This is a genomic window from Stenotrophomonas sp. STEN022, from assembly GCF_056760155.1.
Window position 1 is genome coordinate 15,835 of record NZ_JBRREG010000002.1, and the last position, 25,601, is coordinate 41,435.

Below are 25,601 nucleotides of genomic sequence, written 5' to 3' on the forward strand. Positions count from 1 at the left end.
ATCTGCTCACCAACGTTAGAATTTCTAATGTTTGTTTGTGCGGACTCCTGCGCGATCAGGGGCAGCCTCGAGGACCGCATCCTCGCGTCTCTCGGCGGCAAGCGAGCGCTATGCGTCGGAAGAATGAAAAGGGCGATCAGAAGTTGTCGTTCACTACCAAGATCACCGGCAGCGGCACACTGATGAATTCAGCTTTTCTCATTTGACGAATTGATCCATGCTGACCGGGTTGGTGGGTACACGCTCACCAGATTCGCATCACTTCCAAGCGTGAAAGATCGGGATATTGAATCAATGGGTGCTGTCTTACCGCTACTGGCCCTGCGTGCATTTGTGGAGACCGGTCGTCACCGCCGCCGCAACGCGGCTGCCGCCGTCCTGGGTGTTACACCAGGCGCGGTGAGCCAGCAGCTGAAGCTGTTGAGTGACCGAACTGGCGTCACGCTGTTCACCCGCAACCGGCATGGCGTCGCGCTAAGTCCAGCAGGCGCGCAAGTCTATCCGGCCTTGCTTCGCGCCTTCGACACCATCCAGGACAGCATGGCGCTGCTGGAGGCGATCAACGGGCGGCAGACACTGACGATCAGCACGGTGCCCGGTTTTGCTGCGTCCTGGTTGGTGCCTCGACTGGGCCGCTTCACCGAGAAGCATCCGGAGATCGAGGTGCGCGTTGAAGCTTCATCGGCCTTGGTTGATCTGCGCCGCGACCGCATCGATATAGCGATTCGTCACGGCTTGGGTGAGTACCCGGGCTTGGTATCGCGTCACCTTGCTTCGCCGGTGTTCCTGCCGGTTGCGAGTCCTGCGCTACTTGCTGTTGGCAAGCCGATCCGCAAGCCGATGGATTGTCTCAAGTACCCATTGCTGCAGGACTCGGATCGCAGCGATTGGCGGCTTTGGTACAAGGCACTGGGTGTGGCGGACGATCCCCGTATCGTGCGAGGTGTCGCGTTCGATGATGATGTGTTGCTGATCCGCGCAGCCGAGGCGGGGCAGGGGATTGCGCTGGTACGTGATGTGTACGTGCAGTCGGAAGTGGCCAGCGGCCGATTGGTGGTCGCCTTGGATCAGCCATGGCCCACCGAGTTTGCCTACTACACCGTGACCCTTCCCGGGGCAGATGAGAAACCGGCCATCGCCGCGTTTCTGTCATGGTTGCAGAGCGAAGCCAGGCGCGAAGAGGCATAGATTTGATTCCGGACGGGTGCTTTCAGTAGTACCCACGGTCGCGGCAGCGACCGCATGGATAGCTGAGCTTCCGCCAGCGCAGAACGCGTTGCTCCTGATGTCGCCGGGCAGCCGACCATCGTGGAGCTTGAGCCTTGTTCTTGCGGCTGCAGAAAGATTGCTGGAGCCCCTTGACCTTCCAATGGCGGCAATCTTTAGACTTCGCGCCAACACAAAGAAACCATGGATTACGCACAGGGTTCTGCGCGGCTTCGGAACGGAGTCTGTTGGTCCGGAACACCTGCCGCAGGCCAAGCGCTCCAGCCTCCATTTCAACCCGACGTACGGATTGAAAGGACATCACAATAACGATGAGGACGTCGTCATGAGCAACGCTTTCACCCCGCATGTAGTCATCTACACAACACCGACTTGCCCTGACTGCCGGATGCTGAAGGATTGGCTCAACCGTGCAGGAGTTGCGTTTGAAGAACGTGACCTGACTGACCCGGCCACCAGGGACGAGGCGAAGGCTCGTACCGGTGTGCGCGTCGCGCCGATCACCTTGGTCGATGAGCAGGCCTTCTACGGTACGTTCGCCGCGCAGAAACCAGGCTTGGTTGAAGCGCTCGGCCTCTCCAATACTGCCTGAGCAGCTGCCATGACGAACCACGTTGAAATCCTGCAGACCTGCGCGATCATTGCGGTGCCGGCAGGTGTCACGATTCTGGATGCTGCACTCGCCAATGGGATTGCCTATCCACACGGATGTCGTTCGGGTCGCTGTGGGTCCTGCAAAGCCCGCCTCGTCAGCGGGGAGGTCGAATCTCTCGAACACAGCCGTTTTGCGTTGACGCAGGAAGAGAAGTCCCAAGGATTGATTCTGGCGTGTCGCGCCATTCCGAAGACCAATGGCGTCGTCAGCTGGCTTGATGACGATCAGGTAGTTGCTCATCCGATCCGCCGCCTGAACTGCAAGGTGACGCTGGTAGAGGCGCTTACGCACGACATCAATCGTATCCAGGTCATCAACGATGAAGGGACGCCGCTGAGCTTTGCTGCCGGCCAGTATGTACGGCTCACGTTCCCAGGCCTGCCAAGCCGTGATTACTCCATTGCCAGCCCATCAGGTAGCCAAGTGCTGGAGTTCCACGTTCGTCGAGTACCCGGCGGGACAGTGACTGAGCCCGTCCATGCGCAGCTGAAGCCTGGTGCCCCTGTGCTTGTTGAAGGTCCGTTTGGATCCTCGTTCCTGCGCGAACAGCACGCCGGGCCAATGTTATGCATCGCGGGCGGCTCGGGCCTTGCACCTATCAATTGCATCGTTGAGGCTGCCATCGCGCGTGGCATGCGCCAGTCAATACATGTCTACTTCGGCGTCAGAAGCAGTAGAGATCTTTACCTCGTTGAGCACTTCCAGAGTTTGACCCGGCAGCATTCCAACCTCACATTCACGCCTGTGCTATCCGATGCCTGCGGGGAAAGCACTTGGCGGACCGGGCTGGTAACAGACGCTGTTGTCGAAGATCTGCAGGATCTTGATGGTTGGAAAGCCTATTGCGCTGGTCCACCGGGAATGGTTGAAGCGGCTATCCAGATTACAAAGGCCAATGGTCTGCGGCCGGGTGATCTGCACGCGGATGTGTTCCATACGCCGGGATGAGTGCTGAGCGAGGTCCCGAGAGCAAGGGCTCGCCCCTGATGAGCCCGCCACCAAGGGAACGCCGCGACGTGTACAGAAACGTTGTCATGGAGAAAGGCGCTGATGATGCTGCCCAGTGCTATTGACGTACTACATCCATAAGCGCAGGCACTCGTTGCCGCAACCGGCTGGCGGTCGTAGCCTGGTTGCTACTTTCTGGAGACATATGGCTGATCCGGTACGGACCAGCGCCACGGCAGATCCACTGCTTTGGATATCCCAACACGAGGACCTGTCACCGGCGCGCCAGGGGGAGGCAAGCCATCAGAGACAATCCGGATGCCACGATCACCACTCACCAGATCAGCGCCATCATGCGCGCGGTCTATTCCGAACGCTTGAGAAAGCTTGCCAGGGCCACTGGCAAGATCGATCGGGCGCTTGGCGGCAGGCCTTGCCAGATACATGAGATCCAACCTGTTCAAGGGTTGCGCTGCCCTGAGCAGCACGCCGACACCTTCACCGACCTCACCGCAGACTGCATTGCTTCCCCAGTGCATGCCATAGGTGAAGTAGACGTACAGATGCCCAGGAGGGCCGAACATTGTCGCGTTGCGCGCGGTCTTGCCGCGGAACGAGTGCGCCGCGGGATCTTCGCTGCCGGCGTAGGCCTCCACTTCAACGATGCGCGCACAGCGGCCATCATCACGTACCAATATCTTGTTCAGCAGCTCCGGCGCGACCACAGTGGGATGCCGACGATAGAACTCGCGTGGCAACACCTGCAGGTTTTCCAGGAAAGATGTCATTGCGGTTCGCTCCGGCATTGCAGTGGTTCAACCCGGACCGTCGGGCTGAACCACCGTTTCAATCGGCGTCTGCTATCTCACCAGTCCGTCGGCGCATAGTCCTTCAGGAACTGGCCCCAGACGTGTTCGCCGGTGTTGAAGCCGTGGATGATCGGGTCGACGATGCGGGCGGCGCCGTCGACGATGTCCAACGGCGGGTGGAAACGTTCTTCCTGCACCTTGCGCGCTGCCAGGCCCGCCGGATCTTCGTCGGTGACCCAGCCGGTATCCACGCTGTTCATGTGGATGCCGTCGTTCTGGTAATCGGCCGCCGAGGTGCGCGTCATCATGTTCAGCGCGGCCTTGGCCATATTGGTATGCGGATGGCGGGTGGTCTTGAAGTTGCGGTAGAACTGGCCTTCCATCGCCGACACGTTGACGATGTGCTTGTCGCGCTCAGGCGTGGCCAGCATCAGTGGCTTCAGGCGTGCGTTGATGATGAACGGTGCGATGGCATTGACCAGCTGGGTTTCCAGCAGCTCCACCGACGGCACCTCGGCCATGCGCAGGCGCCAGGAATTGCTGTCGCGCAGGTCCACCTGCTGCAGGTCCTGGTCCAGGCGGCCATCGGGGAATAGATGGCGCTGGCCCAATAGTTCGTCAGCCAGCAGAGGCACCTGCGACAACTCGGCAGCACGGGTCAAACCGTCAGTACCGACAGCTTGCGGCGACGGCAGTGCGGCTGCCGCGACGGGGAGCAGGTCCGCGCTGCGCAGGCCTTCGTAATTGCCGATCAGCTTGCGGATGGTTTCCGGCAGGCTCTGCACGGCAGCGGTTTCGCCGGCCATCATGTGCGCATAGAACTGCGGCGGACGACGCACGGTCTGGCAGGCGTTGTTGATGATGAAGTCCAGGCGCGTGCGCGTGGCCAACAGCTCGCTGCAGAAGGCCTCGACGCTGGGCGTGTGGCGCAGGTCCAACCCGTACACCTGCAGGCGGTGGCCCCACACGGCGAAATCGGGTTCTTCGGCATAGCGGGCGGCCGAGTCGCGCGGGAAGCGCGTGGTCACGATCAGCTCGGCGCCGGCACGCAGTAGCTTCAGGCCGGCCTGGTAGCCGATCTTGACGCGGCCACCGGTCAGCAACGCCACGCGCCCACGCAGGTCGGCGGTCTCGGTGCGCTTGATGTAATTCAGATCGGCGCAGGCCGGGCACATCTGGTCGTAGAAGTGATGCAGCAGGGTGAACTTCTGCTTGCACACGTAGCAGTGGCGCAGCTCGGGCGAATGCACCGGCGCTTCGGCTGCGGCAGCACCTTCCCCATTGCTGGCATCGTGCAACCCGGCTGCATGCGGCGGGAAGTAGTTCGGTGTGCTGAACACCGGCTTGCGGCGCAGGGCACGGATGCCGGTCTGTTCAAGCAGTGCCTCGGACTTGCGCACTTTTTCCTGGTGGCGCTCACGGGCCTGCTTCTTGAGCATCTGCCGGCGCGCCTTGGGTTCGGGGTGGAACACCTTGGCAACGACTTGATGCAGGCGCACGCGGTCGGCTTCGGGCAGCGCGTCGAGCATGCCGCGATCGGCTTCAATGGCCTCAAGCAGATCCAGCGCGTCGCGCAGGCGATCCGCCAAGGGCAGGGCAGGGTCAACAGGGGTATCGATGGCGTTCAAATGACGATCCGGGAAGAGCGGCGGCAAGCCGTGAATGGACAGCAGAGCGATGACCGCCTCGATGCGGGTCCATGCTGTAGCGGGCCGGGAGCGTCCGGCCGGTGGCAATTGTCCCAGATATCAGGGGCTTGGCGCCAATGTCGGGTTGATGGACGGGCGGCAGCGCCTGCACGGCCGCTTTCCCGGACCGGTCTCACCGGAGCTGATGCAGCTTGAACGGCGCCAAGGACCGGTCTCGCCGACCTGGGCCATCAGCGCAATGCGCCATCTCAGCGAGTTTGAGCCGTGGTTTCCCAGGAGATGAAGGCCCAACGCCTGGTGGGTGCCAATCCGAGTCGATTCAGGGGCGAATGCCCATGCCACTCCGCGATCCTGTTTTGCTCGTTCATCTGCAGCTCGCCGAACACCTGTTCTGCTTGGCGGATCAGGTCGTCGGCAGTCTGCGCTTGGTCCAATGCCGAAACCGGTAGGTAGTCGAGCCGTGGCTCCCGTCCCAAGTCCCAAAGCAGCTCCATCACATAGCGATGGTCCGGTATGGGAATCCATTGCCGACCCAGCAGTGCCGCAAGCTCCATGACGCCAGTACGCGGCTGCGTGGTACAGGTCACGTAGACGCGCTGCGCTGCGTGCGCGTCGAGTTTCATCAGCGCCTGATCCAGCTCTGGGACCATCAGTGAACGCGAGGCGATGGCGACGTCGCAGACGGGCAGCCTGCTCCAGTCGTCCTCCCATGACAGATGGTGTGCTTCGATGTTGTGGACCTGTTGGGCGCAGATGGCGGCGCGCAGGCCATCAAGCATGCCCTGGCTGTAGTCCAGGGCATGGACCTGTTGCACCTGCGCGGCGATTGGCAAACTGAGCAGGCCGGGTCCGCAACCAACGTCCAGCACGCTGTTCACACCGCTCAGGTCGAGTCGCGCCAGGAATGCCTCGCTGTAGTCGTCGTGCCGACGCTTCCAGCTCGACTGCGCCGCACGCGCATCCCACGCGCCGGCGGGCTTGGCCTGGAAGCCGCAGGCCAGCAGGTGCTGGCGGTAGCGGGCCATGTGATCGATGGGGGCTGGAAGTGTGGTCATCAGGACAGTGACTGCAGGTCAGGAAGGGCAATGGCGATGCGCGAGGCATCGACGTTGTAGAGCTGGGCCAATCGTTCGGGTGTGGCGACCTGGCGGGCCGGGCCCAATGCTTGCAGGCTTCCATTGGCCATCAAGGCAATGCGATCAGCTACCTGCAGCGCATGCTGCGGTTGGTGCGTGGACAGCAACACGCCGATGCCGCGATCGGCGAGGCTCCGCACAGTATCGAGAATGCGCAGCTGGTTGCCGAAATCGAGGCTGGCGGTAGGTTCATCCATGATCAGGATCCGTGCACGTTGCGCGAGTGCGCGCGCTATCAACACCAGTTGGCGTTCACCGCCACTGAGGGTGCTGACCACGCGTTGCGCCAATGCGGCGATGCCGAGCTGATCCAGGCAGTCAAGGGCAATTGTTTCGTCCGCACGCGTGGGCGTGGCCAACAAACCAAGATGGGCGGCGCGGCCCATGGCAACGACTTCCAGCACCCGCCAGGCAAAGGCGCACGGCGCCGACTGTGGAACGTAGGCCAACTGCCGGGCGCGTTGGTTGCGGCCGAGCATTTGCAGCGGCTGCCCCTGCAACGCAATCTCCCCAGAAATGGCGGGGAGCAGGCCAAGCAGCGTGCGGAACAGCGTGGTCTTGCCGCAGCCATTCGGGCCCAGCAGGCACAGCACTTCGCCCGCATGAAGGTGCAGGTCCGAAGGCTCGCCCAAGGGCTGCTGGCGATGGCCTACCGTCAGCCCGCGTGCCTGCAGGAGAACGTCGCCCATGCTCATGCCCGGCTCTCGCTGCGTGCCAGCACCAACAGGAAACACGGCACACCGACGAAGGCAGTGAGAATGCCGAGCGGCAGTTCAATCGGCGCCAAGGTCCGCGCCAGTGTGTCGGCGGCGAGGAGGAAGCTGGCACCTAGCAGCAGGCTTGCCGGCAACAGCCGACGGAAATCGGCGCCTACCAGCAAGCGCGCGATGTGCGGCACCACCAGCCCGACCCAGCCGATGATGCCAGCCAGTGACACAGCAGCCGCTGTGCACAGTGTCGCCGCGGCAATCAGCGTCCAGCGTAGCGGTGTGACCGCCACTCCCAATGCGCTGGCTTCCTCATCACCGAGGCTGAGCAGGTTGATGCGCCAGCGCAGCAACAGCAGCGGCAACAACCCGACCAGCAGCAGCGGTGCGGTGACGCGCAGATCATCAAGGACAACGGCATTCAATCCGCCGAGCAGCCAGAACGTGATTGAAGGAAGCTGGGTGTAAGGGTCTGCAAGCAACTTCAATAGCGAAATGCCGGCGCCCAACAGCGCCGACACCGCAACGCCGGCCAGCACCAGCACCAGTATCGGTTCATGCCGGCGCACCAGCGCTGCCACCAGACAGACCAAGCCGACCGCTGCCAGCCCGCCGGCGAAGGCGAAGCCCTGCACCAGCAACAATGGCAGGCCGAGGAACAATGCCAGCGACGCACCGAGCCCGGCACCCGCGGAGACACCAAGAATGTCGGGCGAAACCAGAGGATTGCGGAACATCGCCTGATACGCCGCCCCGGCAGCGGACAGCACCGCACCAATCAGCACGGCCGCGATCACGCGCGGCAGACGGATGTTCCATAGCGCCGCATGCACAGCGGGCGGACTTGGCTCGCCAATGCCAAACAGCTGCCAGGCTATCGACTGCACCACGCGTGTCGGCGATACAGGGAACTGGCCAACCGAGAATGCAAACAGGATCAATGCCGCCAGCAGCACCCAGCCACCGGCATGCCACGCCCAGCGCGGCATCGGGCGCATCGTCATTGGCGACCATCCAGGCTGCGCGCGATGTCCGCTGGTAGCGACTGATCCCAAAGCAGTTGATGCAGCGCGTTGATGCGCGTGCGCAGTGCTGCCGGTGCAAGCGCCGGCGATACACCGGGGTGCAGCCGCGACAGCAGCCACGGCAAGCCTGGTAGCCGATTGACGCCGGGCGGGCCATCCAGCCAACCGAACGGTAGTGACGGTGCGCAGTGCAAGCGCCCTTCGCGCACCGCACGCAGGCTGCGCCAACGTGCGTCCTGTGCTGCGCTTGCGGCAAATGCGGCGTCCTGGGTAAGGATCACGTCCGGGTCCCAGGCCAACAGTTGCTCCAGCGAAACACGTGCCAGCCCCCCTTTGCCAGCCGCAGCAGCAACATTGCGGCCACCGCAGAATTCGATGACCTCTGTGTTGATCGAACCGGACAGGCCACTCTCCAGCCCATCGCTGCCGCGCCCGTAGTAGACAGTCGGGCGCGAGGTAGCAGGGCGGGTGGCAAGCACCTCGCGCACCAACGCCAGCTGGGCTTCCGCTGCCAGCGCCAGCGCCTCGCCACGCGCGGCCACACCAAGCAGCTTGCCGACATGGCGCAGCTGTGCAGGATGATCGGGCAAACGTCCTGCAACCAGCTCGACCGGAATTCCGGTCTGCTGCCACACACGCTCGGCGGAGTCACGGTAGCTTGCATCGAAATCACCGGCATCCAGCACCAGATCCGGCTGCAGCTCAAGCAGGCGTTCCAGGCTGACGGTGCTGCCGCGTCCGGCAAGACGGCCGACCATTGGCAGGCCGCGGAGTGCCGTGGGCAGCAGCGCCAGCGCGCTTGGTGAAACCCGCATGGGCCAGCCCAGCAATCGCTGCGGCGCGATCGCCGCAACCAGCACCGCTGCCGGGGCGCCCGCGGCAAACACGCGCTGCGGTGTGCCCTTCGGTTCGCCCAGGTGCAGCACGCGTTGTGCGGGCATTGCCAATAGTCGGCCTCCTGCAAACAGCAGTGGAGCCAGCGCGAAGGCCTGCAACAGGGCGCGACGTTTCATGTCGCCTCCTGATCTTGCTGGCGGCAGCTATCCCACCATTGCTGCAGGGCCGCGTCGGTGGCGGGAAGCTCAACCGCCATGCCACCGGTGAACGCGCGCCAGGCTTCCAGATAGGGGAGCTTCACTGCGGTGAGCAGCGGGATGCCGGCCAGCATCAGCGCCAACAGTTCGTCGGCCATGCCGCCGCCTTGCGACTCGAGCGTGCCGAACCGATTGGCAATCGCCAGCGCCGCCGGTTCCTGCGCGGCGCGACGTAGTACGACACTGGCATCGGCAATGCCCCGCGGATCGAGATTGCAGCCGCAGGCAGCAGCGCCCAGCGCCTGGCTGATGGGGTAGCGGGACTGCGGATCGGTTACGTCCATCAGCACCATGCGCTTGCCCGTGGCTGTTGGTGCATGAGGCAGGTGCACCAGCCCGCGGACGCGGTGCCCGGCTGCGAGCTGGCGGGCAGCGAAAGCCGCCAGCAGTCCATCGGGCTCACCATTGCCGTCGTGCACGATGGCGGCGATGCGTGCGGGCTGCGCGCTGCTCATGCTCAGTACCTCCAGTTGGCATTGGCAAACCAGGTGCGACCGGGCATGGGGTAGCCATCGGCCAGCTCGTACCACTTGTCACCGATATTGCGCACGCCCAGATCAAAGCCGACGTTGCCGCGCGGTGACCAGCTCGCCTTCAGCCCACCGATGCCGAAGCCAGGCAGGGTACGCACCGGACGAGTGGTATCGGCATAGCTGACCTTGCGACCTTGTTCGGCTTCCAGGCTGGCCTGCAGACGCAACTGCGGCAGCAGCTGCCAGCCAACGGCCATGAACAAGCGCTGGCGCGGGCTGTCGAGCAGGGCCACATCGCGGTTCTCCAGGTTGGTGCGCCGCAACCAGGTGTAGCTTGCCTGCAGGTCCCAGTCGCCGCCGATGCGCTGCTGCAAGCCCAGCTCCATGCCGACGTTGCGGGCCCGGCCAATGTTCTGCGCCTGGTTGCAGGTGCGCCCGCCGCACTCAGGCGAAGCAACGACGGCGGTCTGGATCAGGTTATCAATGCGGCTGTGGAACACCGCAGCCTGCAGTTGGCTGCCTTGCCACCAGCTACCACGCAAGCCCAGTTCGAGATGGGTGGCATGCTCGGGAGCGAGGTCAGGGTTGGGCAGTGCGGCACCCATGCGTGCCGAGTAGCGATCCTTGATGGTGGGGAAGCGCGTGCGGCATGCGGCGCTGGCATACCACTGCTGCTCCGGTGCCAATTGCTGCACGTACTCCAGAACGGCATTGGTGGCATCGGCACTGCCGGTCGGCCAGTAGTAGACACGCTTGGCCTCGCGACGGTCATGGCCGAGGCCTGCGCGCAGGTGCGCGGTGTCGGTCAGTGCGATACGGTCTTCGATTGCCACCGAGGTGGTGACATCGCGGAAGTCCTTGGTCGGCGAGTGCGGGTTGCGCTCGCTGTGCTGGTCTTCCTTGTAATGCAATGCAAGCTGCAGCTGCTGGCGGGGCAGGGCGTTGCTGGCCACGGTCAGCGAGCCGCCGATTGTCTTGTCGTCGTAGATGCTGGGGAAACTGGTGTTGTCCAGCGCGGTTTGATAGCTGCCGTCGGTGTAGGCCTCAAGCCCATTGCCGTAGGTGTCGCGGTACAGGCGGGTGCGCAAGGTCGTGTATTGACCGAGCTGGGTATTGCCGATGAAGTACAGGCTGTCCTTGTCCCACCATGGCCAGCGCCAGTAACGGATGCCGCTGCGTGCGGTTCCCGTGTACACCGGGTTGCCCTTCTCGCCATCCTGGCGCGCGTAGCCGATGGCATATTCATCGCCCTCACGCGGCGTGTAGCCGAGCTTGAATGACAAGCGGCGATCTTCGCGGTCGGCGTTGCGGCGGTCATCACCGGTGTCGGTAGGTACGCGCTTGTAATCGACGAACCCATCCGGGAGTGGGAACTCATCGGCCTTCAGGATTGACCAGCCGAGCTGGTAGTACCAATCACCTTGGCGTCCGCCGAGATTGACTGCTGCTTTGCGCTCGCCGCCATCGGCGATGCCCAGCCGCAGGTCAGCCTCGAATGGACGCTCCGGCCGCCGGCTGATCAGGTTGATCGCCCCGCCCAGGATGTTGGGCCCATAGAGCAGTGAAGCGGCGCCACTGGCGACGTCGATCCGGGCCAGGTCGAAGGTGGTGAAACGACCGAAGTCGACATAGCCGTCATAAGGCACGTACAGGGGGACGCCGTCGAGGAATACCGGTACCTGACGGGGATCGAAGCCGCGCAGGTAGACCATGTCCTCGTTGCGCGAATTGCGTGCCAGGCTGACGCCCGGCAGCACGCTGACTGCCTCTCCGACAGTGTTGCGGTCCAGCTGCTGGATGCGGTCCGCGTCCAGGTTGCGCTCGGCGACAGTGGGAGAAGTGCCGCGCTCGGCATGGACATCGACACTGCCCAAGGTGAAAACCGGCGGAGCAGCTGCTGTGTCGGCAGCTGCGGCCGACAGGGGGAGCAGAAGGGCTGACAGCGGCAGAACGAAACGGCAGGTGCGCATACTCGCAATCCTCGGATTCGCTATATCCAAGATGATATAACGGTGCAGTTAGATCAACTTGGTGACCGATGCAGGGATTCTCGGGGGAGAGCGCTAGAGCGTCCTTGATCGATATCAAGCCGGGGGGAGATGGCGTGCGGCTTACACTGGCCACAGTTATCGCAGGCGGGTACCAGACCAGATGAGCGAGACAGACCCCATGCTTGAGCTGCAAGGCAGCCTATGGCTGAAGGTTGCCGGGCAAAGCCTGGGCGGCCGTGGCCGCTTCGCCTTGCTGGGGTTCATCGACGCCTGCGGTTCGATCAGCCAAGCCGCCAAGCGGATGGGCATGACCTACAAGAACGCCTGGGACGCCGTGGACGCCATGAACACGGCAGCCGGCGAACCCTTGGTGGCACGCAGCGTTGGCGGGCGTGGCGGCGGCGGTGCCCAGTTGACCGAGCGCGGACGCCAACTGGTTGCGCGCTTCGAGCAGCTTGAACGCGCGCACCGAGCCTTCCTGCAGTCCCAGCAGGTTCCCGCCGGATTGGATGAGGACATGGCGTTGATACGGAGGATCGGCATGATCACGAGTGCGCGCAATCAGTTCCACGGCAGGATCAGTGCCGTTGCGGCGGGCGCAGTGAACGACGAAGTGCAGATCGAAGTCGCGCCTGGGCTCGCGGTCGTGGCGACCATCACCCACGGCAGCGTGGAATCGTTGGGGCTGGAGGTTGGCATGCCAGCCTATGCGTTGATCAAGGCGTCGTCGGTGCTGCTGGCGCAGGGCCAGGGCACGCGGTGTTCGGCAAGCAACCAGTTCAACGGCACGGTGGCGCGCATCACCGAAGGCGCCGTCAACGACGAAGTGGTGGTGGATATCGGCCACGGCTGCAGTGTGGTTGCCGTCATCACCCGGGCCGGGACAGCCGCGTTGGAGCTGGAGGAGGGCGGCCCGGCGGTGGTGTTGTTCAACGCATCCAGCGTCATCATTGGTGTGTCGATGTGATACCCCGGGAAAGCGCAGATCTGGCCCGCGTTGCGCTGGAACAGGCGCGCGAACCCGGCGGCAATGGCGGGTTGTCATGCGAGCGTACGCGGTGACCGCGGGGGCGACGCGCTAAGGCCCTTGGTAGCGCAGGGATTTGCACGCTGCGATGGCCTGTGGCTTTACGGTACGCTGTCAGGATTGGACGCGTGCCGAGACGGCGAGGCTGCATGAGAAGGAAATCGGTACTGCTCGCCGCCGGCGTCCTGGCAATTGCGGCGGGTGTTCTTCCACTGATCGGACTGTCGTGGGTGCAGCGCGAGCAGGCGCTGGGGGCACAGCAACAGCATCTGGACGATGTCGCTGCATCCACTGCAAAGCGCACCGAACGTACACTGGATGATGCCAAGCGCGCACTTGTACGTGCAGGAAGCATTGGTCATGCCGACTGCTCGCTCGCGCACCTGAAGATGATGGGCCAGGTGGTTGCCGACTCCCGCAGCATTGAGGACCTGGGCTATTTCGTGGACGGAGAACTGGTATGCACCCGGCTTGGCGTGATCTCGCCGCCGGTGCCGGCCGGTGATGCGGACCTGGATCTTGGCGACGGCAGCACGCTTTCGTATGCCGAGTTGCCGAGGTTGTTCAGGGGGGAACCTCGGGTCGAGGTCCGGCGCGGCGATTACGGGGTGCTGATTACCCCAGGCCGGCTTACCGACCTGGTGATCACCACGCAGGTCGTGTACGGCGTCGCCAGTCGTGACGGGCGGGTTCTTGAAGCCTCTGGCATCGTCGAGCCGCAGGTGATTCAGATGCTGCTTGCGGGCAACCAGCAGGGCACCGGCGGTCAATACGCATTTTCCTCCCGGCCGGTGGCTGGCCTCGTCGCCTTTGCGCTGACTGACACCGCGCTGACCGGGGCCACGGCAGGCTTGGAATGGCGTTACCTGCTACCCGTCGGCGCGGCAATCTCGCTGGTATTGATCGGCCTCATCATCTGGGTGTCGAGGCAGCAACTGTCGCCCGCGAAGACGCTGGAGTTGGCGATCAGGGACAGGGAATTCGTGGTTCATTACCAGCCCATCATCAACCTGGCCAATGGACTGTGCATCGGAGCCGAAGCGCTGGTCAGGTGGCAGCGACCAGGTACGCCGACAGCATCCCCGGACCAGTTCATTCCGCTGGCGGAGGCAACCGGTCTCATCTCACCGCTGACCGACCTGGTGATCGATGTGGGTGTGGCAGAGATGGGCCACTACCTGCGCAGACAGGAAGATGCTCATCTCTCAATCAATATCCCCGCCAACGAAATGGAGAGCGGGCGTTTCCTTCATGGTTTGAATGCAGCGGTGGCGAAGGCAGGTCTCCGGCCGCAGCAGATCTGGTTGGAGATCACCGAACGCGGCTTCATCAACGCAGCAGCGGCTGCAGCGGTAATCGGAAATGCGCGCTCCCTCGGCTATCGGGTCACCATTGATGACTTCGGCACCGGCTATTCAAGCCTCTCCCTGCTTGAAGGCCTGTCGCTGGATGCACTCAAGATCGACAAGTCCTTTACCTGCGTGATCGGTGCTGATGCTGCGCAGAGCATCGTGGCAGACCACATCATCAACATGGCGCATGCCCTGAAGCTGACGGTCATCGCCGAAGGAATCGAGACGCTGGAGCAGGAAGCCTATCTGAAGCATTCCGGTGTGCAGTTCGGGCAGGGCTGGCTCTACGCGAAGGCGCTTCCCATCCACCAGTTCCTGGCCTTCACGGCAGGGAAGGGTGTTTCGGCAGCCGAAACCTGACGTCGCACTGAAAAGCAACACCCCTCGAAACCGCCGGCCTGACAGTCTTCAATCATCACGCGTCACGAAGGCGGGAAGGTAACTACGCCCGGCTGATGTGCACCGGCACTGATTTGTAGGAAGGGGTACCACTGGCAGGGTCGATGTAGCTCAATGGGATAAGGCAGTTCCCCTCCGGGTAATACGTCGCTACCGAGCCACGGGATATTTGGTAACTCACCGCAATGACGTTTTCCAGAACCCTGTCGTCCTCGTTGTCCAGCGCCGTCCTGATACGGATCCGATCTCCCTGTTGGATTCCGCGTTCGCTCATGTCTGCTTCGTTCATGAACACGACATCGCGGCGACCAAAGACACCCCGGTAGCGATCATCCAGGCTGTAGATCGTGGTGTTGTACTGGTCGTGGCTGCGGATGGTTGCCAGCTTCAGCACCGCCTTGTCGACAGGTTTTGGGTCTTCAGCCAGCCCCGAGAAGCGTAGGAACTCGGCCTTGCCCGACGCAGTGCGCCAGATGCGTTCGGTGGGCGGCAAAGGCAGGCGGAAGCCGCCGGGAATCCGGATCCTGGCGTTGTAGTCCGAGAAATCGGGGAACACTGCTTCGATGGCTTCACGTATCAGATCGTAGTCAGCCACCATTTCCATCCACTGCACGCGACTCGATGGCAGGGTTGCGCTGGCGATGCCTGCAACGATTGCCGGCTCTGAACGCAGCTGCTCAGAGGCGGGTTTCAGCTTGCCCCGCGACGCATGCACCATCGACATCGAATCTTCCACGGTGACCGCCTGCGGCCCAGTGGCTTGAATGTCCAGCTCGGTTCGGCCAAGGCAGGGCAGGATGACGGTGTTCTTGCAGACCAGTAGATGGCTACGATTGAGCTTGGTCGCAACGTGTACCGACATCTCCAGGCTACGCATGCCTGCGAAACAGGCTTCGCCATCAGGGAGCGCGACTGCCAGATTTCCACCAAGGCAGATCAGTACGGTCGAGCGGCCTTCAATGATGGCCTGCATCGCAGCAACGGCATCGTGGCCATGCTCGCCTGGCGCGCGGAACCCGAACCGCTTTTCGATGCGATCGATCATCTCGACGCTGGGCTTTTCGGTGATGCCGACGCTGCGGTCCCCCTGCACATTGGAGTGCCCACGTAATGGACAGATTCCCGCGCCGGGCTTGCCGAAGTTGCCACGCAGGAGCAGCAGGTTGGCAATCTGTTGGACATTCCTGGTGCCCGTGCTGTGCTGGGTAATCCCCATGCCGTAGGTGATGATGGTGGCGTTGGATTTGGCATAGGCCTGGGCGACCTTGCGCAGGTCATCCTCAAGCAAGCCTGATTCGGACACGATTGCTTCCCAACTCGCCGCCTGCAGGTCTTCGGCGAGGGCGTCGAATCCCCGGGTGTGTTCTTCAATGAACGCGCGATCCAGAATCCCGGCGTCTTCGCCCTCGGCCGCCTCCATCTCCAGCAGGGCCTTCATGATGCCTTTCAGTGCTGCGGCATCGCCGCCTATGCGCGGCTGCAGATAGGAAGAGGCGATCTCCGTTGCCCCGAGTGTGGCCATCTCCAGCGGGTCCTGCGGATCGGCGAAGCGCTCCAGGGCGCGTTCGCGCAGTGGATTGAGCACGATGATGGGAGCGCCGCGGCGTGCAACCTCATGCAGCGTACCCATCATGCGGGGGTGGTTGGTCCCCGGATTGTGCCCGATGGAAATGATCAGCTCGCAGGCGTCGAAATCATCCAGGGAGACGGTGCCCTTGCCGATCCCAATCGATGACGGCAGGCCAACGCTGGTGGCCTCGTGGCACATGTTGGAACAGTCGGGGAAATTGTTCGTCCCGTATTCACGGGCGAAGATCTGGTAGAGGAAAGCAGCCTCGTTGGAGGCGCGCCCGGAGGTGTAGAACTCGACCATGTTTGGGTCTGGCTGTTCGCGCAGGATCTGCCCGATCCGGCTGAGCGCCTCATCCCACTCCACGGCCTCATAGATGTCCTTATCCAGGTTGTAGACCAAGGGATGGGTCAGGCGCCCCTGATCCTCCAGCTGGAAATCTGTCATTTCCAGTAGCGAAGAAACGGTGTTTGCCGCGAAGAACTCCGGGGTCACCCGCTTCTTGGTGGCTTCCCAGGTCACCGCCTTCGCGCCGTTCTCGCAGAACTGGAAGGTCGAGGTGTGCTTGCGGTCAGGCCACGCGCAGCCGGGGCAATCGAAGCCTTCCGGCTTGTTGGTCCGGAACAGCGTGATCGCAGCTTCCGGGGCGGCCATCTGTTCACTGATCGCTTTCGCGGTTGCCCGCAGCGCCCCCCAGCCTCCTGCAGGAGCATCGTACTTGCGGATGCCTGGGATGTCCTTCTCGCTCATGGTGATGCCTCACTGTGGTACGGGCTCATCAAGGAAGGGAAGGGCCAGCCTGAATCCGTGGCCCGGCCTGGACGATCCGCTTCGGCCACTTTTAATGCAGCCATGGAACGTCTGCTTTTCGTCAGTAACGCAGAATCAAGTCGAGACGAAGTGATCATCAAGCGGACCGCCCGGGTGGTGGCAGCTGAATTTCATCCCGGTCAACGCGGCGCTCTCGGCTATGGCTGCAACACTGAGCGTCTGAATGTTGGTTTCATGTGATTTCCAGAACGGAGTTCTTTGCCATAGACCTGTCCGCTGCGTCCTGTGCCTCATCATTCTCTAGTCAAAACCAAGCAACCGGTCTGGATGCGAGTACACGTTGAATCGATCACGGCGGGCGAAGCCGATCAGGCAGATACCGGCTGCGTTCGCCAGGTCGATGGCAAGTGCAGTCGGCGCGGAAACGGCGGCAACAACGGCCATGCCAGCGTGCGCTGCCTTGCTCACCATTTCATAGCTGGCCCGGCTCGATAGGAGGACCAGACCTGCTTCGGTCGATATGGACGCACGACGCAGGCCCCCGACCAGCTTGTCCAGTGCGTTGTGACGTCCCACATCTTCTCGAACGTGGGTGATTCTACCGTCCGGTTCCACCCAGGCAGCGGCGTGGATGGAACCGGTAGCCAGGTTCATCGGCTGCATTCTGGGAAGCGACGACAGCGCCAATCGCAATGAAGCCACAGGGAATGTCGAGCGCCTCCCAATCGGTGGTGTCAGGCGCATGACGTCCTCCAGCAGTCGTGCACCGCACAAACCGCAGCCACTGCGCCCGGGCAGTGCCCGGCTCGAGCTGGCGGACAGGGAAGCCGCAGGTGCCGTGCTGGTCACCCGAATGTGAATCTCGACACCTTCGATGAAGGGGCTTACTTCGACACCGATCAACTCAGAGGTATCCGCAATGAGGCCCTCAGTCAGAGAAAAGCCCAGTGCCAGATCTTCCAAGTCTGAGGGCGTTGCCATCAGTACGGAAAAGGGCACATCGTTGTAACGCATCGCAACCGGGACTTCCTCGGCGACACTGTCAGCTATCTGACTCCGCTCAGCCTTGGACCAGCGGATCGTTCGCCTGGCAACGACCCCAGGCAGCGTTTCATCAACAGAAGTTGGATCGACTCTGGACATGCGGGCGGCGACCTGGCGGCTTGGCTGAGCGATGTGGAGTTCTGGAGCACGCTTCTTGGGTCGAAGAATAGCTCAACCACGTGATGGTCAAATCAGGGTGCTGCCGAAACACGATAATCCTGTTAGGCCCGGTCCGAGTTGGCCTTGTTGCCTACGAGGCACTGGCCAAGGCAATCTTGGTGTGACTGGCAGCCTGGAGTTCCAGCTTGGCCGATGGTCGCAATGATCCCAGCCGACAGTTCACCCAGGCGCACCCGCTTCACAGCTCGACATCATTGCAGCGTTGGGGAGAACGCAGATCACCATGCAGACTGGAACAAGCTTCACAATCGCTGTTTGCCTTATTGCTTGTGCCGGGCTGGTCTTCAGCGAGTACCGCGGCTGGAAGATAGGAAAATCCATGCTGAAGATTGTCGCCAGTACGGCATTCCTGGCTTTGGCGCTTCAACTCAACGCGACAGCATCAGCCTATGGGCAATTGATCCTGATGGCACTCGGACTAAGTTGGGTTGGGGATGTATTCCTTTTGTCTCAGAAGAGCCGCCTGTTCCTGCTTGGTCTGGCCAGTTTCCTGCTCGCCCATTTGTTTTTTGCCGTCGCTTTTGCGTCCCTGCCTACCAGTGTTACTGCGTTGGTCGCGGGACTCGTTCTCATGAGCTGTCTCGGGATTGCGGTTCTCGCATGGCTTTGGGGCCATTTGAAGGCTTTCTATCGCGTCGCCGTTACGGCATACGTGACGGCTATTGTTGCGATGTGCGCCTTGGCGATCTCGGCAAGCGCAGCTTCTGGAACATGGATGCTTGCAGTTGGTGCGGTGATATTTGCGATCTCGGACGTCGCCGTTGCTCGCAACCGTTTCGTGGCGCCGGGTGCCAATAATAAGCTCTGGGGCTTGCCGCTCTACTACGGGGCGCAGATCATCCTCACCTGTTCGGTTGGCTGGATGCATGCAGGTACCAGCTGACAGTCCCTTCAGCTCCCCGCCACTACTCGAGGCTGTGGATCTGTCTTGTGGCTGTTTTTCTGAGATTGGAAAGGTCGTGTTCCAGCGCTGTGATTGATAGCTGAATCCCCCACCAAGAGGAGGCAGGGCGAGAACATGCTCTCATTAAAACGAGTTGCATCAAATGTTCTTCGCACGCGGTGGTCAGGGTTCCCATTGGCGTTTCTGGCTCTATTGACGCTTGTGGGGTGCGACAGAGCAAGCGTGAAATGGTTGGAAGAAGTCCGGCTCACTGATGGACACGTCATCGTTGCTGCACGGACTGCGCAAGGTAAGACGTACTCGGAGCTTGGCGGGACAGGTGGCTGGAGAGAGCCTGTCGAAATGTCGATCTCGATCAGCAAAGCCCCGGATGGTTTCACGTTTCCACCCGAATGGCGTGATTACTACGTGCCGGTTCTTCTTGATCACAACACAGAAACTAGAACATGGTCGATCGTGGCGACGTTCTACTACTGCGAGACTTGGTATGCGCTGGATAGGCCGATACCACCCTATATCGAATACCAGTCAGTAGACGGCACTGCTTGGCGGCGCGTACAGCTTGAAGAGAGGCTTGTTGGCCGGGAGACGAATTTGCTGACAGGTCCCAGTACGAAGGGTGAGTCGAGTCTTGTGACGATGGAAGTGAAGGAGCAGAGCCAGCGCAGTGCAGGGCGAAAGTACAGACACATCCTGCGAACGTGGGGGTTTGAAGAAGGAAATAATTGCTCCCCCCAACAAGTCAAGGAATCGAATGTGGCGCCTTAAGCTGTATTGGATGGCGTCCCCAGATGGCCGAGATACGCTGGCTGATCGCGGCATGGATATCAGTTCGGTGCTGCAAGGTGCTCGTCGACAAGCGACAATCCAATGGAACGTCCAACTCTGAGCAAGCTCGCATGGGACTTCTAACCTTCAGCCTGAACATCACGCTGGATGGCTGTATTGACCACCAGGAAGGTATCGCCGACGAGGAGACGCATGCCTTCTTCAGTCGCCTTATGGATGAGGCTGGAGCGATGCTCTGGGGCCGCGTGACCTACGAGATGATGGAGGGCTACTGGCCGGCGGTCGCTCGCGGTGACGAAGAGGCCACGCCGGCGATGCGTGACTGGGCGACCAAACTGGAGACCAAGCCGAAGTACGTTGTGTCGTCGGCGCGAACGGAGTTTCCTTGGACCAACAGCCACCATATCAGCGGAGACCTGCGCAGGAGCGTGCAAGCGCTCAAAGACGCAATCCCCGCCGGCGTGCTCCTCGGTAGCGGTATGCTCGCTACCGAGCTGGACCGACTGGATCTGATCGACGAGTACAAGTTCCTCGTCCATCCCAGGATCACAGGTCACGGACCGACGCTTTACCAAAGCGGGCTGACCGGTACGCGACGGCTGGAGCTGATTTCATCGACGCCGCTGCGCAACGGCGCAGTTGTCATGCACTACAGGCGTGCGTACGACTGACAATGGCTTGCATCGGAAGGTCGAGGTTCTGCGGTTTCACGGATACCCCGTCCTGACCCCAAGGCCTGTTTCTGCTGCCAGTCAATTCCCAATCCCGGGTGCGCTGTGCGTACCCGGGCTACAGACATCAGGCAAGCAGCTCGCGGCGAACGATCTCGGCACCGGCACTGAGTGCATGCAACTTGCCTCTGGCCACCTGGCGAGACAGTGGGGCCATGCCGCAGTTGGTGGATGGATAGAGCTTTTCCGCATCCACGAACTGGAGCGCCTTGCGCAGTGTACTGGCTACATCTTCAGGGGTTTCAATGATGTCACTGGCAACGTCGATGGCCCCGACCATCACCTTCTTGCCACGTACCAGTTCGAGCAGGTCAATGGGCACATGCGAGTTCTGGCATTCCAGCGAGATGATGTCGATCTTGGACCGCTGCAGCTTCGGGAAAGATTCCTCGTACTGGCGCCACTCCGACCCCAGGGTCTTCTTCCAGTCGGTATTGGCCTTGATGCCGTAGCCGTAGCAGATGTGCACGGCGGTCTCGCACTTGAGCCCCTCAATCGCCCGCTCAAGGGCAACAACACCCCAATCATTCACTTCATCGAAGAAGACATTGAAGGCGGGTTCGTCGAATTGGATGATGTCGACACCTGCCGCTTCCAGTTCCTTGGCTTCCTGATTGAGGATCTTGGCGAACTCCCAGGCAAGCTTCTCGCGACTCTTGTAGTGGTCATCGTAGAGCGTATCGATCATCGTCATCGGGCCGGGCAAGGCCCATTTGATTGGCTGTCTGGTCTGCTGGCGCAGGAACCTGGCATCCTCGACGAAGACCGGTTTCTGCCGGCTGACCGCCCCCACGACGGTGGGCACGCTGGCGTCATAGCGGTTGCGGATCCGCACCGTCTCGCGCTTTTCGAAGTCAACGCCATCCAGGTGCTCGATGAAGGTGGTGACGAAGTGCTGGCGTGTCTGCTCACCATCACTGACGATGTCGATACCTGCCTGCAACTGTTCGTGCAGGGAAAGGCGCAGGGCATCCTGCTTGCCTTCAAGCAACTCCTCGTCCTGAAGCTTCCACGGTGACCAGAGTTTCTCGGGCTGGGCGAGCCAGGCGGGTTTTGGCAGGCTGCCGGCGGTAGAGGTGGGCAACAATTTCTTCATGGCGATTTGTTTCGAGTTCCTTTTGGATGATCAGAGCGGGCAGGCGGCGGCCCACTGTTCCAGCGTCCGCCGGTGCGGTTTGATGAAGTGCTCTTCGGTGAAGCGTCCTTGCTTGATCGCCAACTGGCTGCGTTCTTCACGGTCATAGACAATCTTTGTCAGCGAGTAGTCCTGGTGCTTCAAGCTGGGCTGGTAGACACTTCCTGCCGCAGAGTTGGCGTTGTAGATCTCGGGCCGGTAGATCTTCTGGAAGGTCTCCATCGTGCTGATGGTGCCAATCAGCTCCAGATCGGTGTAGTCACCCAGCAGGTCGCCGAAGAAATAGAACGCCAATGGCGCAACACTGTCCGGCGGCATGAAGAAGCGGACCTGCATTCCCATCTTTGCGAAGTATTGATCGGTTGAGGACAGCTCGTTCTGCAGGTACTCCACGCCCAGTGCCGGGTGGTGATTGGCAGTGCGGTGGTAGATCTTGCTGCTGGACGCGCTGATGCAGATCACTGGAAGTTTGTTGAAGTTTTCCTTGTAGGCAAGCGAGTTCACGAAGTGCTTGAACAGCTTTCCGTGCAGGTCACCAAAGTCATCCGGTGTGGCAAAAACGGTGCGGTTGCTGTTGTAGTCCGGCAACAACACGCTGAAATCGTAGTCACGCACATAGGAAGAGAAGTTGTTTCCTACGATTCCGTCGATACGTGTCTTGGTCTGGCGGTCAACGATGCTTGTTTTCAATATCTCGATCAGCGGAAAAGCATCGGTCTGGCCTACGCCCGAGACGTTCATTTCGGCAGAGATGATTTCAAGTTCGACTGCATAGCGATCTCCCATCGGGTTGTCCCAATCGGCGAGGCTGTTGAACCGATTGTCTACCATCTTCAGCGTATTACGCAGATTTTCCTGGCGGCTGTTACCCCTCGCCAAGTTGGCGAAGTTGGTTGTCAGCCGCGTACTGTCCAATGGCTGGTAGTTTTCGTCGAAGCAGATGCGCTTGATGCTGAATTCAAAGTTTTCTTTCATTGCGATGCGCTACCGTAGGTTCTGCGGATATGGGCCAGCACAGCGTCATGCTGATTCTGTGGGGGAGTTTGCTTTCAGGCTGCGGCGATGGCTCTGGTGGCGCTTGTTGCCGTGCGACGGGCCAGCTCAAGCACCGGCAACGCGCGTTCGACCGCCAGCTTGGCGCGCAGGATCAGGTCTTTGTTCTCCAGTTCGTGGCCCGCGAAGTCCCTGTCGGTCGCGTACACGCCCAGCGGCAAGGTGCGTGCCTGGAAGAAACTGAAAAGTGGCCGCAACTGGTGGTCGATCATCAGCGCATGGCGCTCACTGCCGCCGGTGGCGGCCAACAGAACAGGCGTGTCGATCAGCGCATCCTGGTCGACAAAATCGAAGAAATGCTTAAACAGCCCCGTGTAGGAGCCGCGGTAGACCGGCGTGGCCACCACCAGAACATCCGCCTGCTCGACTGCCGACAGACCGAGCTCCACCGTATCGGGTAGCTCACTGCGCCTGACCGTACCGGCAAGGTGAGAGGCGAGTTGGCCCAGCTCGACGAGTTGGGTTTCGCAGTGGACCTCGGCAGCAATCAGGTTCGACAGATGTTCGACCAGAGCCGCGGCCTTGGAGGGGCGCTGCAGGCCGCCGGAAACCGCTACGACGCGAAGTGGGGGAGGGTGGGTCATGTCTGCCTTCAAGAGGTCTGGATCGTCAGCCAGCTGAATGGAGTGGCTGGTGAGGTTCGATCCTAGTTGCGGTTTTCCATGACGTAAAATGGTTTAATTTCACGATTCCATGAAGAAAATTCATTAATATGCTTGAGCGCATCCATCTGAGCATCGTCCAGCAGGTCGAAAAGCAGGGCTCGTTGACTGCCGCAGCGGGCGTGCTGAACCTGACCCAGTCAGCCTTGAGCCACAGCATCCGCAAGCTCGAACAGCAGCTGGGTACCGACATCTGGCTGCGCGAAGGTCGCAGCCTGCGGCTCACCCAGTCCGGGCAGTACCTGTTGGCGGTGGCCAACCGGGTGTTGCCGCAACTGGATCTGGCAGAAGAACGGCTGAGCCAGTTCGCGCAGGGTGAGCGCGGCGAACTGCGTATCGGTATGGAATGCCATCCCTGCTATCAGTGGTTGCTCAAGGTGGTGTCGCCTTATCTGGCAGCATGGCCGGATGTGGACGTGGATGTCCGGCAGAAGTTCCAGTTCGGCGGAATCGGGGCGCTGTTCGGCTACGAGATCGACCTGCTGGTGACGCCCGATCCCTTGTTCAAGCCGGGCCTGAAGTTCGAACCCGTGTTCGACTACGAGCAGGTGCTGGTCGTGGCCAAGGACCATCCACTGGCGTCGGTGGCGTACGTGAAGCCGCAGCAGCTGACCCGCGAGGTCCTGATCAGTTACCCGGTGGACATCGAGCGTCTGGATATCTACAGCCAGTTCCTGTTGCCTGCGGGCATCACGCCCCGGCGGCACAAAGCAATCGAAACCACCGACATCATGGTGCAGATGGTGGCCAGTGGCCGTGGCGTGGCAGCACTGCCACGCTGGTTGGTTGAGGAGTATGCCAGCAGGATGGACGTGGTGCCGGTGCGGCTTGGCGCGCGCGGCATCGCCAAGCAGATCTTCCTTGGCGCGCGTGAAACGGACACCAGCATCGACTACGTGCGCGCTTTCATCGAACTGGCCCGGCATTCAACCGCGGTGGCTGCCTCGACCATTGGGCAAGGGTCGGCAGATAAGCCGTTTCGTTGAATCCCGATTGCCCCTATCCAATCTTCCGCTCCTTGCCTCAAACGTTCGATCAGAAAGAGTGGGGCCGGGCACTCACTTGAAATGCATCACGGTAAGACCCTTGAATCATCACGATATGCCAATGTCCACGCACAACATCACCGCTGACTATTCCTTGGAAGTGAGTGGCAAAGCTATTCCAGCGCTTGCTGCAGCCGCTGCCCGGATAGCAACCGGCTCAACCGTCTTCATTCCCTACCTGGCGAGTGAAGACAATGGCGCACGACTGGCTGCTGCGGCCGCAATTCGTGGATTGGGCTTTGAACCCATGTTGCATATCCCGGCGCGGCGAATTGCCTCACTCGTCGAGCTGGAGTCGTTCATCACTCGTGCGGTCGATGAGGCGGGTGTCGAGCGTTGCTTTGTGATTGCCGGGGATACCCCAAGCCCCAAAGGTCCGTTTGCGGATAGCGCCTCGCTGATTGAAACAGGCGTACTCGAACGCTCAGGCATAAAGCTCGTTGGCGTGGCTGGGCATCCTGAAGGGCACGCGGTGATGAGTGAAAGCGAGCGCTGGGAGATGCTTGAACGCAAGTGCCGCAGCATCGAAAACCGGGGCATGGCGCCGATGATCGTCACCCAGTTCGGGTTTGATGCCGACATCGTATTGACCTGGCTGGCAGCATTGCGCGAGCGCGGCATCGATTACCCGGTGCGCGTGGGCATGCCAGGCCCGGCAGGGGTTGCGGTGTTGGCCCGCTACGCGGCGATGTGCGGCGTCAGCGCTAGCGCGTCGATCTGGTCCAAGTACGGCATTTCGATTGGCAAGCTGTTCGGAACGGCGGGGCCGGATCGGTTTGTCGACCGTCTGGCCAGCGGGCTGACAGACGCACATGGAGCCGTGAGCCTGCACATATTCCCATTCGGCGGCATCGCCCAGTCCGTGGAATGGGTAGAGCAATACCGCGCTCGCAGCTAGTTCGGGCGCGCGCGGCCAAGCTGGCGCCGGCCTGAAAAAAGCGCAATCAAATAGCCAGAGAACCCGGCTAGGATCCTTTCAGCTTGCAGCCATGCGAAGCCGCTGTAGGCATACAAGCGTAGTGCTTGCGATGTGGATTGGGGGTTCAATGAATCGATCTTCCCGGTACCTTTGCTCAAGTTGTGCTCTCGAGGGGTTGCAGAGGTTGCGGCAGCGTTGGTTAGAGAAGGTTATCGGGGTAGGGAAGAGCCCGTTCTGTCTCGGTGCCTTCTTCCAATCCCCGACAGGTGCAGACGCATGCCGTCAGGCGGAGCGGGCATGGCCCC

At 61.4% G+C, this 25,601-nt stretch carries 24 protein-coding genes; 11 read left to right on the forward strand and 13 right to left on the reverse strand.

Going from position 1 to position 25,601, the window contains the following annotated elements; all coding sequences use genetic code 11:
• Nucleotides 1–294: 294 nt before the first annotated feature.
• The 3 genes from ACVOMF_RS00860 to ACVOMF_RS00870 all read left to right on the forward strand — a co-directional run bounded on the left by ACVOMF_RS00860 (nt 295) and on the right by ACVOMF_RS00870 (nt 2,830).
• Nucleotides 295–1,188, forward strand: a complete 894-nt coding sequence (locus ACVOMF_RS00860; RefSeq protein ID WP_481507626.1) for a LysR substrate-binding domain-containing protein — start codon at nt 295–297, stop codon at nt 1,186–1,188.
• Between the two features lie 127 nt (nt 1,189–1,315).
• Nucleotides 1,316–1,819, forward strand: coding sequence for a glutaredoxin family protein (locus ACVOMF_RS00865; RefSeq protein ID WP_481507627.1), 504 nt, complete (start codon nt 1,316–1,318; stop codon nt 1,817–1,819).
• Between the two features lie 9 nt (nt 1,820–1,828).
• Nucleotides 1,829–2,830 (forward strand): 2Fe-2S iron-sulfur cluster-binding protein, encoded by a 1,002-nt coding sequence (locus ACVOMF_RS00870; protein ID WP_481507628.1) that lies wholly within the window; start codon nt 1,829–1,831, stop codon nt 2,828–2,830.
• A 188-nt stretch (nt 2,831–3,018) separates the two neighbouring features.
• On the opposite strand, the gene ACVOMF_RS00875 is transcribed toward ACVOMF_RS00870, so the two are convergent.
• The 8 genes from ACVOMF_RS00875 to ACVOMF_RS00910 form a co-directional block, all read right to left on the reverse strand.
• The gene (locus ACVOMF_RS00875) at nt 3,019–3,618 is read right to left on the reverse strand and encodes a DNA-3-methyladenine glycosylase (RefSeq protein ID WP_481507629.1); all 600 of its coding nucleotides are present in this window, start codon (nt 3,616–3,618) and stop codon (nt 3,019–3,021) included.
• A gap of 77 nt (nt 3,619–3,695) precedes the next feature.
• Nucleotides 3,696–5,267: an SDR family NAD(P)-dependent oxidoreductase gene (locus tag ACVOMF_RS00880; RefSeq protein WP_481507630.1), complete on the reverse strand. Its 1,572-nt coding sequence runs from the start codon at nt 5,265–5,267 to the stop codon at nt 3,696–3,698.
• A 269-nt stretch (nt 5,268–5,536) separates the two neighbouring features.
• The gene (locus ACVOMF_RS00885) at nt 5,537–6,343 is read right to left on the reverse strand and encodes a class I SAM-dependent DNA methyltransferase (RefSeq protein WP_481507631.1); all 807 of its coding nucleotides are present in this window, start codon (nt 6,341–6,343) and stop codon (nt 5,537–5,539) included.
• Nucleotides 6,343–7,113, reverse strand: coding sequence for an ABC transporter ATP-binding protein (locus ACVOMF_RS00890; RefSeq protein ID WP_481507632.1), 771 nt, complete (start codon nt 7,111–7,113; stop codon nt 6,343–6,345). Before ACVOMF_RS00890 ends, ACVOMF_RS00885 begins: the two co-directional genes overlap by 1 nt.
• Before the next feature lie 2 nt (nt 7,114–7,115).
• Nucleotides 7,116–8,135 (reverse strand): FecCD family ABC transporter permease, encoded by a 1,020-nt coding sequence (locus ACVOMF_RS00895; RefSeq protein ID WP_481507633.1) that lies wholly within the window; start codon nt 8,133–8,135, stop codon nt 7,116–7,118.
• Nucleotides 8,132–9,169 carry an ABC transporter substrate-binding protein gene (locus ACVOMF_RS00900; RefSeq protein WP_481507634.1) on the reverse strand — a complete coding sequence of 346 codons (1,038 nt, stop codon included), beginning with the start codon at nt 9,167–9,169 and terminating at the stop codon, nt 8,132–8,134. The genes ACVOMF_RS00895 and ACVOMF_RS00900 overlap by 4 nt, the downstream gene beginning before the upstream one ends.
• Nucleotides 9,166–9,705, reverse strand: coding sequence for a DUF2478 domain-containing protein (locus ACVOMF_RS00905; RefSeq protein ID WP_481507635.1), 540 nt, complete (start codon nt 9,703–9,705; stop codon nt 9,166–9,168). The genes ACVOMF_RS00900 and ACVOMF_RS00905 overlap by 4 nt, the downstream gene beginning before the upstream one ends.
• 2 nt (nt 9,706–9,707) lie before the next feature.
• The gene (locus ACVOMF_RS00910) at nt 9,708–11,693 is read right to left on the reverse strand and encodes a TonB-dependent receptor plug domain-containing protein (protein WP_481507636.1); all 1,986 of its coding nucleotides are present in this window, start codon (nt 11,691–11,693) and stop codon (nt 9,708–9,710) included.
• Between the two features lie 181 nt (nt 11,694–11,874).
• On the opposite strand from ACVOMF_RS00910, the gene ACVOMF_RS00915 reads away from it, so the two are divergent.
• Nucleotides 11,875–12,681 carry a TOBE domain-containing protein gene (locus ACVOMF_RS00915; protein WP_481507637.1) on the forward strand — a complete coding sequence of 269 codons (807 nt, stop codon included), beginning with the start codon at nt 11,875–11,877 and terminating at the stop codon, nt 12,679–12,681.
• Between the two features lie 209 nt (nt 12,682–12,890).
• A complete protein-coding gene (locus ACVOMF_RS00920; RefSeq protein WP_481507638.1) occupies nt 12,891–14,453 on the forward strand; it encodes an EAL domain-containing protein in 1,563 nt (520 codons plus the stop codon).
• Nucleotides 14,454–14,535: 82 nt separating this feature from the next.
• Here the strand turns inward: ACVOMF_RS00920 and ACVOMF_RS00925 are convergent, their stop codons facing one another.
• Complete coding sequence (locus ACVOMF_RS00925; RefSeq protein ID WP_481507639.1) at nt 14,536–16,812, reverse strand: FdhF/YdeP family oxidoreductase; 2,277 nt, start codon at nt 16,810–16,812, stop codon at nt 14,536–14,538.
• 102 nt (nt 16,813–16,914) lie between these two features.
• Between ACVOMF_RS00925 and ACVOMF_RS00930 the strand changes: the two genes are divergently transcribed.
• Nucleotides 16,915–17,073 carry a hypothetical protein gene (locus tag ACVOMF_RS00930; RefSeq protein ID WP_481507640.1) on the forward strand — a complete coding sequence of 53 codons (159 nt, stop codon included), beginning with the start codon at nt 16,915–16,917 and terminating at the stop codon, nt 17,071–17,073.
• Between the two features lie 60 nt (nt 17,074–17,133).
• On the opposite strand, the gene fdhD is transcribed toward ACVOMF_RS00930, so the two are convergent.
• Complete coding sequence (gene fdhD, locus ACVOMF_RS00935; protein ID WP_481507641.1) at nt 17,134–17,976, reverse strand: formate dehydrogenase accessory sulfurtransferase FdhD; 843 nt, start codon at nt 17,974–17,976, stop codon at nt 17,134–17,136.
• 304 nt (nt 17,977–18,280) lie between these two features.
• Here fdhD and ACVOMF_RS00940 point away from each other — a divergent pair, with 304 nt between their 5' ends.
• The 3 genes from ACVOMF_RS00940 to ACVOMF_RS00950 all read left to right on the forward strand — a co-directional run bounded on the left by ACVOMF_RS00940 (nt 18,281) and on the right by ACVOMF_RS00950 (nt 20,421).
• Nucleotides 18,281–18,940, forward strand: a complete 660-nt coding sequence (locus ACVOMF_RS00940) for a lysoplasmalogenase (protein ID WP_481507642.1) — start codon at nt 18,281–18,283, stop codon at nt 18,938–18,940.
• Nucleotides 18,941–19,183: 243 nt separating this feature from the next.
• On the forward strand, nt 19,184–19,729 hold the full coding sequence (locus ACVOMF_RS00945; RefSeq protein ID WP_481507643.1) for a hypothetical protein: 546 nt from the start codon (nt 19,184–19,186) through the stop codon (nt 19,727–19,729).
• A 23-nt stretch (nt 19,730–19,752) separates the two neighbouring features.
• Nucleotides 19,753–20,421 (forward strand): dihydrofolate reductase family protein, encoded by a 669-nt coding sequence (locus ACVOMF_RS00950; protein WP_481507644.1) that lies wholly within the window; start codon nt 19,753–19,755, stop codon nt 20,419–20,421.
• 127 nt (nt 20,422–20,548) lie between these two features.
• Here the strand turns inward: ACVOMF_RS00950 and ACVOMF_RS00955 are convergent, their stop codons facing one another.
• The 3 genes from ACVOMF_RS00955 to msuE all read right to left on the reverse strand — a co-directional run bounded on the left by ACVOMF_RS00955 (nt 20,549) and on the right by msuE (nt 23,253).
• The gene (locus tag ACVOMF_RS00955; RefSeq protein ID WP_481507645.1) at nt 20,549–21,577 is read right to left on the reverse strand and encodes a methionine synthase; all 1,029 of its coding nucleotides are present in this window, start codon (nt 21,575–21,577) and stop codon (nt 20,549–20,551) included.
• 30 nt (nt 21,578–21,607) lie between these two features.
• On the reverse strand, nt 21,608–22,591 hold the full coding sequence (locus tag ACVOMF_RS00960; protein ID WP_481507646.1) for a DUF1852 domain-containing protein: 984 nt from the start codon (nt 22,589–22,591) through the stop codon (nt 21,608–21,610).
• Nucleotides 22,592–22,665: 74 nt separating this feature from the next.
• Nucleotides 22,666–23,253: an FMN reductase gene (msuE, locus tag ACVOMF_RS00965; protein ID WP_481507647.1), complete on the reverse strand. Its 588-nt coding sequence runs from the start codon at nt 23,251–23,253 to the stop codon at nt 22,666–22,668.
• Between the two features lie 128 nt (nt 23,254–23,381).
• Between msuE and ACVOMF_RS00970 the strand changes: the two genes are divergently transcribed.
• Together ACVOMF_RS00970 and ACVOMF_RS00975 are read left to right on the forward strand one after the other, a co-directional pair.
• Nucleotides 23,382–24,317 (forward strand): LysR family transcriptional regulator, encoded by a 936-nt coding sequence (locus tag ACVOMF_RS00970; RefSeq protein WP_481507648.1) that lies wholly within the window; start codon nt 23,382–23,384, stop codon nt 24,315–24,317.
• 115 nt (nt 24,318–24,432) lie between these two features.
• Nucleotides 24,433–25,275, forward strand: coding sequence for a methylenetetrahydrofolate reductase (locus tag ACVOMF_RS00975; protein WP_481507686.1), 843 nt, complete (start codon nt 24,433–24,435; stop codon nt 25,273–25,275).
• Nucleotides 25,276–25,601: the final 326 nt, after the last annotated feature.

What these genes read in the sequence shown, in the direction of transcription:
- ACVOMF_RS00905 (WP_481507635.1), bottom strand. Translation starts at nt 9,705, where the DNA reads ATGAGCAGCGCGCAGCCCGCACGCATCGCCGCCATCGTGCACGACGGC.
- ACVOMF_RS00950 (WP_481507644.1), top strand. Translation starts at nt 19,753, where the DNA reads ATGGCCGAGATACGCTGGCTGATCGCGGCATGGATATCAGTTCGGTGC.
- ACVOMF_RS00895 (WP_481507633.1), bottom strand. Translation starts at nt 8,135, where the DNA reads ATGACGATGCGCCCGATGCCGCGCTGGGCGTGGCATGCCGGTGGCTGG.
- ACVOMF_RS00875 (WP_481507629.1), bottom strand. Translation starts at nt 3,618, where the DNA reads ATGACATCTTTCCTGGAAAACCTGCAGGTGTTGCCACGCGAGTTCTAT.
- ACVOMF_RS00900 (WP_481507634.1), bottom strand. Translation starts at nt 9,169, where the DNA reads ATGAAACGTCGCGCCCTGTTGCAGGCCTTCGCGCTGGCTCCACTGCTG.
- ACVOMF_RS00955 (WP_481507645.1), bottom strand. Translation starts at nt 21,577, where the DNA reads ATGAAGAAATTGTTGCCCACCTCTACCGCCGGCAGCCTGCCAAAACCC.
- ACVOMF_RS00920 (WP_481507638.1), top strand. Translation starts at nt 12,891, where the DNA reads ATGAGAAGGAAATCGGTACTGCTCGCCGCCGGCGTCCTGGCAATTGCG.
- ACVOMF_RS00930 (WP_481507640.1), top strand. Translation starts at nt 16,915, where the DNA reads ATGGAACGTCTGCTTTTCGTCAGTAACGCAGAATCAAGTCGAGACGAA.
- ACVOMF_RS00870 (WP_481507628.1), top strand. Translation starts at nt 1,829, where the DNA reads ATGACGAACCACGTTGAAATCCTGCAGACCTGCGCGATCATTGCGGTG.
- fdhD (WP_481507641.1), bottom strand. Translation starts at nt 17,976, where the DNA reads ATGTCCAGAGTCGATCCAACTTCTGTTGATGAAACGCTGCCTGGGGTC.
- ACVOMF_RS00925 (WP_481507639.1), bottom strand. Translation starts at nt 16,812, where the DNA reads ATGAGCGAGAAGGACATCCCAGGCATCCGCAAGTACGATGCTCCTGCA.
- ACVOMF_RS00960 (WP_481507646.1), bottom strand. Translation starts at nt 22,591, where the DNA reads ATGAAAGAAAACTTTGAATTCAGCATCAAGCGCATCTGCTTCGACGAA.
- ACVOMF_RS00975 (WP_481507686.1), top strand. Translation starts at nt 24,433, where the DNA reads ATGCCAATGTCCACGCACAACATCACCGCTGACTATTCCTTGGAAGTG.
- ACVOMF_RS00860 (WP_481507626.1), top strand. Translation starts at nt 295, where the DNA reads ATGGGTGCTGTCTTACCGCTACTGGCCCTGCGTGCATTTGTGGAGACC.
- msuE (WP_481507647.1), bottom strand. Translation starts at nt 23,253, where the DNA reads ATGACCCACCCTCCCCCACTTCGCGTCGTAGCGGTTTCCGGCGGCCTG.
- ACVOMF_RS00970 (WP_481507648.1), top strand. Translation starts at nt 23,382, where the DNA reads ATGCTTGAGCGCATCCATCTGAGCATCGTCCAGCAGGTCGAAAAGCAG.
- ACVOMF_RS00915 (WP_481507637.1), top strand. Translation starts at nt 11,875, where the DNA reads ATGAGCGAGACAGACCCCATGCTTGAGCTGCAAGGCAGCCTATGGCTG.
- ACVOMF_RS00885 (WP_481507631.1), bottom strand. Translation starts at nt 6,343, where the DNA reads ATGACCACACTTCCAGCCCCCATCGATCACATGGCCCGCTACCGCCAG.
- ACVOMF_RS00940 (WP_481507642.1), top strand. Translation starts at nt 18,281, where the DNA reads ATGCAGACTGGAACAAGCTTCACAATCGCTGTTTGCCTTATTGCTTGT.
- ACVOMF_RS00910 (WP_481507636.1), bottom strand. Translation starts at nt 11,693, where the DNA reads ATGCGCACCTGCCGTTTCGTTCTGCCGCTGTCAGCCCTTCTGCTCCCC.
- ACVOMF_RS00890 (WP_481507632.1), bottom strand. Translation starts at nt 7,113, where the DNA reads ATGGGCGACGTTCTCCTGCAGGCACGCGGGCTGACGGTAGGCCATCGC.